Origin of the sequence: Nocardiopsis lucentensis DSM 44048, from assembly GCF_000341125.1 — a bacterium.
GTDB classification, from domain to species: domain Bacteria; phylum Actinomycetota; class Actinomycetes; order Streptosporangiales; family Streptosporangiaceae; genus Nocardiopsis; species Nocardiopsis lucentensis.
This window is the reverse complement of sequence record NZ_ANBC01000769.1, coordinates 1-8051: the sequence shown is the minus strand read 5'-3', so window position 1 is coordinate 8051 and position 8051 is coordinate 1. Positions and strand designations below refer to the sequence as shown.

Sequence of the window (8051 nt, the reverse complement as noted above, 5' to 3'; positions counted from 1 at the left end):
CCACGTGCTGCTTGTACTACCGGCTGCCCGGATACGGGATGTGCGGCGACTGCGCCCTGCGCCCCTGACCGCGGGGCGCACTCCCCCATTGTCCGGTGCCCGGGGCGCTCCAACTCTGCGCGTGCGCCACCCGTCACGAAGAACGTGGTGGTCGATTTCCGTCCCCAAGGCGCACACCGCCGGTATCCGGCCGCGAAGAGTCAGGACCGATTCCGCCCGGAGGCCAATGCGTTCCGCTCGTCTTCCGGGACGAGTCACGCATTGATATGGTGCCGGCGACGACCGATGGACTCCCCGCCTTCGGGCGTGGTAACGGCGACGCCGGGGCGGGGTAGTGTCGTGGCCATGCGCATTCCGACGGACGCCCGGATCCGTGACCTGCACGAGAAGTACGCCCCCACACCCGAGGCGTTCGCACTCGTCCATCGGCACTGCCGGATCGTCCGCGACATCGCCGAACGGTTGCTCGAACGCTGCCCGGAGGGCCTGGACGCCGAGCTCGTGCGCGCCGGCAGCCTCCTCCACGACATCGGTGTGTACGCGCTCTACGACGACTCCGGCAGGATCGACCACGCGAACTATGTCCGCCATGGAGTACTGGGCCGCGACATCCTCGCCAAAGAAGGGTTCCCCGAGGAAATTCAGCGTTTCTGCTCCTGCCATACAGGCGTCGGTGTGAGCCGTTCGGACGTTCTCAACCAGGGGCTTCCCATTCCGGTCGACGACTATCTGGCGCAATCCCCGGAGGAGGAGCTCGTCATGTTCGCGGACAAGTTCCACAGCAAGACGGATCCGCCGGTCTTCGTTTCGCGTGCCTCCTACGAAGAGCGACTTCGACGTTTCGGTGAGAACAAGGTGTTGAGGTTCAAAGAAATGGTCGAAAGATTCGGCGAACCCGATCTCGCCCCGATCATGGCAACCTACGGCGATCCACTGGTCTGACCACCGCGCTCGGGCGGCGACACGCCGGGGGCTCTCGCTGACGGGGTCAGCGCCGAGCGGTCAGCCGTGCCCGGGTGCGCTCGGGCACGGTGGGCGGCAGGCTGTCCAGGACCTCGGCCAGTGAGACCCCGGCGAGGCTGTCCCGCCAGACCTGGTGGGCCTCGTCCATCTTCTGGGCGAGGACACACCTGTCCTGGCAGTCCTCGGGTGGCAGCGCCCCGCGTCCCCGCTGGCGGATCTCGCGGCACACGTAGGGCGAGGAGGGGCCGTCGACGGCCTCGACGATCTGGAGGAGAGTGATGTCGCAGGTGGGCCGGGCGAGCCGGAATCCGCCGCGCGGACCCGTGGTCGCGTCCAACACACCCGCCCTGACCAGAGCCTGGAGCTGTTTGGCGAGAGAGGGCGCGGGGATGTCGTAGTACTCCGCCAGTCGTGTCGCGGACGCGGTGGCCCCCGGTTCGAGCTGGGCCAGGGTCGTGGCGCAGTGCAACACCCACTCGGTACTCACAGGCAGCTTCATGCCCTCCAGTCTATTAAAGATATTGCGGAACTTTTTTATCCTCAATAAGCTGCGCAGTAGCCGACACAAGGAGTGAACACCATGCGGATCGCGGTCGCCGGAGCCACGGGCAACATCGGGTCCCTCACCGTCCGGGCCCTGGAACGGGAGGGGCACCAGGTCGTGGGCATCAGCCGCGCACAGGGCGTGGACCTGCTCACCGGGGATGGACTCGACCGGGCGCTCACCGGGGTCGACGCCGTCGTCGACGCCACCAACACCACGGCCGCCGACCGCTCCACGGCGGTCGACCACCTGGGCGCCATGACCCGCAACCTGCTCGCCGCCGAGGAGCGCGCGGGTGTGCGCCACCATGTACTGCTCTCGATCGTGGGAATCCACCGCGTCGGGGGCAACCCGCACTACGCCGCCAAGCGGGAGCAGGAGCGCCTGGTCGCCGAGGGGCGGGTGCCGTGGACGATCGTCCCGGCCACCCAGTTCCACGACTTCGCCGCCATGGTCGCCAGCTGGACCGAGAGGGACGGCGTCGCCCAGATCGCCCCACTGCTCGTACAGCCCGTCGCCCCCGCCGACGTGGCCGACGTCCTGGCCCAGGTCGCCCTCGGTCAGCCGCGGGGACACCACGCCGATCTGGCCGGACCCGAGCCCCAGGACCTGGTCGACATGGCCCGGCGCACCCACCAGGCGCAGGGTCGTCAGGTCACGCTGGTGCCGACGTGGTCGGGCGCCTTCGACACGGAGATGGCCGGGAACGTCCTACTCCCGGGGGAGGGGGCCCGGATCGCGCCGACCACGTTCGCCGACTGGCTCGCGGACCTGCCGAAGACCGCGGAGAGCAATTGACCTCAACATAACTTTAGGTAGAAGACTCCCCTCCATGACCACACCGCACACCCCCGACCGAACCCACGAGACCGAGATCGAGGCCATCCGCCGGGTCGTCGCCGAGGTGGAACGCGCGCAGCGCGACGAACGCCCTGACGCGTTCGCCGCGCTGTTCCGCCAGGACGCGATCTGGACCACGGCCCACGGCAGACGACTGTTCGGGCGCGAGGAGATCAGCGACTTCACCCACAAGGTGCTGCCCGGGGCGATGGGAGACCTCGTCCCCGTCTACGAGGTCGACCACGTCCAGTTCATCCGACCGGACGTGGCCGCGGTCAAGGTCCGCCAGCGCTACCTGACCCGCGACGGCGCTCCGGCAAGGGATCAGCCCGAGGGCACACCGCTGTACGTGATGTCCAAAGAAGACGGCCGCTGGCTTTTGACCGCCTGCCAGAACACACAGGTCCACGGCTGACCCCCGTGGGCGGGCCCGACCGGCCCGCCCACGGGCGCTCACGCGGCCAACCGGCGGCGGCGCGCTCCAGGGCCGGAGCTAGGACGCGCCGTCCTCCTCCACATGGGCGAGGAAGTCCAGCAGCGCGGCGTTGACCTCCTCGGGACGTTCCTGCTGCGTCCAGTGCCCGCACCCGGCCAGGGTGATGTTGGCGTGCACGCGCGGCGCGACCAGGTGCAGGTTCTCGCGTAGGAAGTCCACGCCCTTCAGGGACACGACCATGTCCTTGTCACCGACCACGTACAGCGCGGGCACGTCGACCGTGCGGCCCTGGAAGGCGGCCATGAGCTCGTTGTTGCGTTCGATGTTGCGGTACCAGTCGAGCGGTCCGGTGAACGCGTCGGAGCCCTGGTAGTCCTCCGCGAACGCGGCCACGTCCTCCTCGGTCAGCCAGTCGGGCAGGGCGTCCGGTTCGGGCATGGTGTCCAGGAGGGTCTGGCCCTCGGGGATGACCCAGGGCTCGGGCTGTTCGACCCGGGGGTTGTCCCCCGACGCGTTGAACAGGATGCGGCGCAGCGTCGCGGCCGGGTCCTGGGCGAGCTCGGCGTCGGCCGTACCGGGCTCCTGGAAGTAGATCTGGTAGAAGCCCTCGCCGTACAGGTCCCGGGTGACCGAGGGCGGAGGCATCATGGCCGGGGGCGCCGGGGGAACGCTGAGTCCCGCCACACCACGCACCAGGTCGGGGCGCAGCAGCGCGGTCGCCCAGGCCACGGGCGCCCCCCAGTCATGGCCGACCAGGACGGCGCTGGAGGCCCCGAGTTCGCGGATCAGCGCGGTGACGTCGCCGACGAGGTGCGGCAGGGTGTAGGCGTCGGTGGACTTGAGCTTCTCGCTGCGGGCGTATCCGCGCTGGTCGGGAGCGACCACACGGTAACCGGCCTCGGCCAGCGGGGCGAACTGGTGGCGCCAGGAGTACCAGCTCTCGGGGAAACCGTGCAGGAGCAGGACCAGCGGCCCCTCCCCCTGTTCGGCGATGTGCAAGCGGACTCCGTTGACCTCGACGTCCCTGTGCCTGACGGTCATCGTTGGCTCCTCGCCGCGTTCGGGTGGGCCGCGGGATCGGTCCGCTGGGGGCGGTGGCGGCCTCACGGGGAGCATAGGGGAAGGGGCGTGCGGCGCACGTGCGAACTCCCCACCCGGCACGCATGTCTCAAATGATGAGAATCAAATCTCAAAGAGAGAGACATAGGTGTAGGGTCCCCACCACAGGCACTCCACGACACCCCTCAGAAAGGGGAGCCCATGTCGCGCTACACCCACGGCCAACACCGCTCGGTCACCGACTCCTACCGCTGGCGCAACGCCGCCAACTCCACCGCCTACGCACTGGATGAGATGGCCCCCGGCCGTTCCCTGCTGGACGTCGGTTGCGGACCCGGCACCATCACCGTCGACCTGGCCCAGCGCGTCGCCCCCGGCCCCGTCACCGCCGTGGACTCCTCCGCCGAGGCCGTCGACCTGGCACGGGCCACCGCCCAGGAGGCTGGCCTGGACGACATCGACTTCCAGGTCCACGACGCCCACGACCTGAAACTGCCCGACGACACCTTCGACATCGTCCACGCCCACCAGGTCCTGCAACACGTCAGCGACCCCGTGCGCGCCCTGGCCGAGATGCGCAGGGTCGCCCGCCCAGGAGGCGTGGTCGCCGTGTGCGACAGCGACTACTCCGGGATGTTCTGGTACCCCCGCCTGCCCGAACTGGACGCGTGGATGTCCCTGTACCAGCGCGTCGCCCGCGCCAACGGCGGCGAACCCGACGCCGGACGCCACATGGTCGCCTGGGCGCACCGGGCCGGGTTCACCGACGTCACCTACGTCTCCGAGGCCTGGAGCCACTCCTCCCCCGAACGCCGCGAGTGGTGGGGGCAGATGTGGGCCACAAGGATCCTGGAGTCCGACATGGGCCGCCAGGCAGTCGCCGAGGGGTACGCCACCCGACAGGACCTGGAGGACATCTCGGCGGGTTGGAGCCGGTGGAGCCAGGACCCCGACGGAGTGTTCGTGATCCCGCGCGGCGCCCTGGTCTGTCGTGCCTGAGCGCCCCGTCTTCCGGGCCCACGCACGAACGGGCCCGGAAGACGGCGACACCGCACGCCGTCACTGGTCAGCACGAGCGGGCGAGATATACCGTCGTCCTGACACCGCCGTCCACGCCTGGAGGACCCCCATGTCCGACCTACCGATCGGCTACTGGCTCAAGCACCTGGACCGGCTGATCGAGAACGACTTCGACAGGGTACTGTCCACCGAGTCCCTGGGACGGCGCCACTGGCAGGTGCTCACCTCCCTGCACAGCGACCCCGTGACGGTCGCCGACCTGGACCGGCGCCTGGCCCCCTTCCTGGAGGAGGACGAGCCCACCGTCGCGCCCGTGGTCGACCACCTGCGCGCACGCGGATGGGTGGAGGGGGAGCGGCCGCTGTCCCTGACCGCGGCGGGCGAAACGGCGCACAAGGCCCTCTTCGAGAAGGTCAGTGACGCGCGCCGCCGCTTGGCCCAGGGCATCAGCGACCAGGAGTACCGCGCCACGGTCGACGTGCTGGAACGCATGTCGGCCAACCTCGAACGCGGCTGACCCCCACCCGGATCCGCCCCAGGGCCGGTACCCGTGTCCACCAGCGTTCCCCCGTGGCCGGGGCCCGCGCCACGACGACCACCGCTCCCGCGCGGTGCCGGAACGAGAACCACGGGCACGCGCCGGGTTCAGACCAGGTCGGCGGGCAGCTCGCGGGTGAGTTCGACGAAGGCCAGGTCGGGGCGCTTGGGCAGCCCGAACGACTCGTCACCGTAGGGGAAGGGGGTGACCCGGCCCGTGTTGGTGTATCCGCGCCGCTCATACCAGGCGATCAGGTCGGAGCGCTGCTTGATCACCTTCATCCGCATCAGGCGGCACCCCCACGTCCGCACGGCGGTGCGCTCGGCCTCCGCGAGCACGCGACGGCCCAGTCCCGAGCCCTGGGCCGTGGGCCGCACGGAGAACATCCCGAAGTAGGCGCCGCCGGTCCCCCTCCGAAGCTCGCAGCAGGCCATCAGCTCCCCGTCGGACTCGGCCACCAGGACGAGCGTGTTCGTGCGGGAGAGCAGATCGCCCACGCTGTCCTCGTCCACGCGCTGGCCGTCAAGCAGGTCCGCCTCGGTCGTCCACCCCCGCCGTGAGGCGTCACCCCGGTAGCAGGAGTTGACCAGCTCCACCAGTGCGGGGACGTCACCGGGCACGGCCGCTCGGTAACGCAGCTCCGGCTCGCCGTGCATCGTCGCGTCGTTGGTCTCAGTGGTGGTCACACAGGCCTCCGTGGCTCCGAATCTCGCGCCTCCAGTATCGGGCACCGAAACCGGGGCTCGCACCGACGCCCCCGGCGCCAAGGCGTGGTGGGGCCAGTACCACCCCGAGCCCTCACCCCTACGGCCCTGACCCGGTCCCGGTCGCGAGCGTAGGTTCGCTTCCATGAACACCGACCCCTTCACCCGGATCGCCGCCGACACCCGCTACGTACTGCTGGGACCGGTACTGACCATCCCGGCCTTCGCCCTGGTCCTGACCGGACTTGCCGCCGGAGTCGGCTCCGCCGTAGCCGTCGTGGGACTGTTCGTCCTGGTCGCGGCCCTCCACACCGCCCGCGGCGCGGCCCACGTCGAACGCATCCGCCTGGCCGACCTGCTGGGCGGTCCCGTGGTCCGGCGCGCCTATCGTCCAGCCCGGCCCGAGGCGGGCCCCCTACGCCGCGCTCTGACCCCCCTGGCCTGTCAGCAGAGCTGGCTGGACGCCCTCCACGCGCTGGTGGTTCTCCCGCTGTCGCTGGTCACCTTCGCCCTGACCCTGACCTGGTGGGCGGCGGGTGTGGGCGGGCTGCTGTACCCCCTGTGGGGCTGGGCGCTCCACCACATCCCCGGCTACACCGGCGTTGGCGCCTACCTCCTGCCGGACTCCCCCGTGCTGGCCACGACCCTGATCCACATGGTCGCGGGCGCGCTGTTCACCCTCACCGTGCCGGTCGTGGCGCGCGTCAGCGCCGGCGTCCAGGCCACCGTGGGTCGGGCACTGCTGTTGACCCCCTCCGACGACGCCGTGCGGGTGCACACCCAGCCCTCCGGCCGCGCCGACGAGCACGACCAGGCCCGGCACCGGGTCCCCACCCACGCCTGAGCCCCGAACCCGCGCTCTGGCGGCCACCGCCGAAGCGCCGATCCCCCTGCCTCACCCGACCCCTTGACCTAAACAATGGTTCAGGTTCTACGGTCGGTGGTGACCGGCCCGCGCACGGCGGACCACCCGCCCGCCCCGGTCACGACCCACACCGCACCGTGAGGAGGCCGGGGCCCGCGCCCCACGAACCCATGAGCATGGAAATGGCCGCGTGGAACTCCATTTATCACGCCACGCACGCCCGAGAGGACCAGCACCCCTTCTCCCTACCGGTCCTACGGCGCATCGCCTCCTTCGCCCGCCCCCACACCCGCCACCTCACCTGGTTCCTCACCCTGAGCGTGGCCACCGCCGCCCTCGCCGTCGCCTCCCCGCTCCTGGCCGGACGCGTGGTCGACGCCATCGTCGAGGGCTCCCCACTACGCCCCGTCCTCCTCCTGGCCACCGCCATCGCCGCCATCGCCGTCGCCGAGGCGGCCCTGGGACTGGTCGTGCGCTGGCTGTCGGCCCGCATCGGAGAGGGGCTCATCCTCGACCTGCGCACCACCGTCTACGACCACGTCCAACGCATGCCCGTCGCCTTCTTCACCCGCACCCGCACCGGAGCCCTGGTCAGCCGCCTCAACAACGACGTCATCGGCGCCCAACGCGCCTTCAGCGACGTCCTTTCCGGCGTCATCAGCAACCTCGTCACCCTCGCCCTGGCGCTGGTGGTCATGGTCAGCCTGTCCTGGCAGATCACCCTGATCGCCCTCCTCCTGCTCCCGGTGTTCGTCCTGCCCGCCCGCCGCATGGGCGCCCGCCTGGCCCGCATCGAACGCGAACGCACCCTGCACAACGCGGCCATGAGCACCCAGATGACCGAACGCTTCTCCGCCCCCGGCGCCACCCTCATCAAACTCTTCGGCCGCCCCGACGAGGAATCCGCCGAGTTCGCCCGCCGCGCCCGCCGCGTCCGCGACATCGGCGTGCGCACCGCCATGGTCCAGGAGGTCTTCTTCACCGCCCTCACCCTGGTCTCCGCCCTCGCCCTGGCCGTGGTCTACGGACTGGGCGGCCTCTACGCCCTGCGCGGACAACTGGACGCGGGCACGGTCGTGTCC

The 8051-nt window shown here is 70.4% G+C and carries 11 protein-coding genes; 8 read left to right on the top strand and 3 right to left on the bottom strand.

Annotated elements, in window-relative coordinates; all coding sequences use genetic code 11:
- Positions 1–68, top strand: a 68-nt coding sequence (locus tag D471_RS42680) for a (2Fe-2S)-binding protein (RefSeq protein ID WP_152486458.1), incomplete at its 5' end; no start/stop codon positions are given.
- Between the two features lie 277 nt (positions 69–345).
- Positions 346–942 (top strand): HD domain-containing protein, encoded by a 597-nt coding sequence (locus tag D471_RS0126655; RefSeq protein ID WP_026128104.1) that lies wholly within the window; start codon positions 346–348, stop codon positions 940–942.
- Positions 943–988: 46 nt separating this feature from the next.
- Here D471_RS0126655 and D471_RS0126650 read toward each other — a convergent pair whose 3' ends face one another.
- On the bottom strand, positions 989–1462 hold the full coding sequence (locus tag D471_RS0126650) for an RrF2 family transcriptional regulator (RefSeq protein WP_026128103.1): 474 nt from the start codon (positions 1460–1462) through the stop codon (positions 989–991).
- Positions 1463–1543: 81 nt separating this feature from the next.
- On the opposite strand from D471_RS0126650, the gene D471_RS0126645 reads away from it, so the two are divergent.
- Both D471_RS0126645 and D471_RS0126640 read left to right on the top strand, forming a co-directional pair.
- Entirely contained in the window at positions 1544–2305 is a 762-nt protein-coding gene (locus D471_RS0126645; RefSeq protein WP_017601438.1) for an SDR family oxidoreductase, read from the top strand.
- A gap of 34 nt (positions 2306–2339) precedes the next feature.
- Positions 2340–2762: an SgcJ/EcaC family oxidoreductase gene (locus D471_RS0126640; RefSeq protein WP_017601437.1), complete on the top strand. Its 423-nt coding sequence runs from the start codon at positions 2340–2342 to the stop codon at positions 2760–2762.
- Positions 2763–2840: 78 nt separating this feature from the next.
- Here the strand turns inward: D471_RS0126640 and D471_RS0126635 are convergent, their stop codons facing one another.
- Complete coding sequence (locus D471_RS0126635) at positions 2841–3824, bottom strand: alpha/beta fold hydrolase (RefSeq protein WP_017601436.1); 984 nt, start codon at positions 3822–3824, stop codon at positions 2841–2843.
- Positions 3825–4043: 219 nt separating this feature from the next.
- Between D471_RS0126635 and D471_RS0126630 the strand changes: the two genes are divergently transcribed.
- Positions 4044–4841: a class I SAM-dependent methyltransferase gene (locus tag D471_RS0126630; RefSeq protein WP_017601435.1), complete on the top strand. Its 798-nt coding sequence runs from the start codon at positions 4044–4046 to the stop codon at positions 4839–4841.
- A 130-nt stretch (positions 4842–4971) separates the two neighbouring features.
- Positions 4972–5379 (top strand): MarR family winged helix-turn-helix transcriptional regulator, encoded by a 408-nt coding sequence (locus D471_RS0126625; protein WP_017601434.1) that lies wholly within the window; start codon positions 4972–4974, stop codon positions 5377–5379.
- A 128-nt stretch (positions 5380–5507) separates the two neighbouring features.
- On the opposite strand, the gene D471_RS0126620 is transcribed toward D471_RS0126625, so the two are convergent.
- Positions 5508–6056, bottom strand: a complete 549-nt coding sequence (locus D471_RS0126620; RefSeq protein ID WP_040691457.1) for a GNAT family N-acetyltransferase — start codon at positions 6054–6056, stop codon at positions 5508–5510.
- Positions 6057–6249: 193 nt separating this feature from the next.
- On the opposite strand from D471_RS0126620, the gene D471_RS0126615 reads away from it, so the two are divergent.
- The gene (locus tag D471_RS0126615; protein ID WP_017601432.1) at positions 6250–6948 is read left to right on the top strand and encodes a sensor domain-containing protein; all 699 of its coding nucleotides are present in this window, start codon (positions 6250–6252) and stop codon (positions 6946–6948) included.
- Positions 6949–7139: 191 nt separating this feature from the next.
- The coding region (locus D471_RS0126610; RefSeq protein ID WP_161630122.1) for an ABC transporter transmembrane domain-containing protein at positions 7140–8051 on the top strand (912 nt) is incomplete at its 3' end.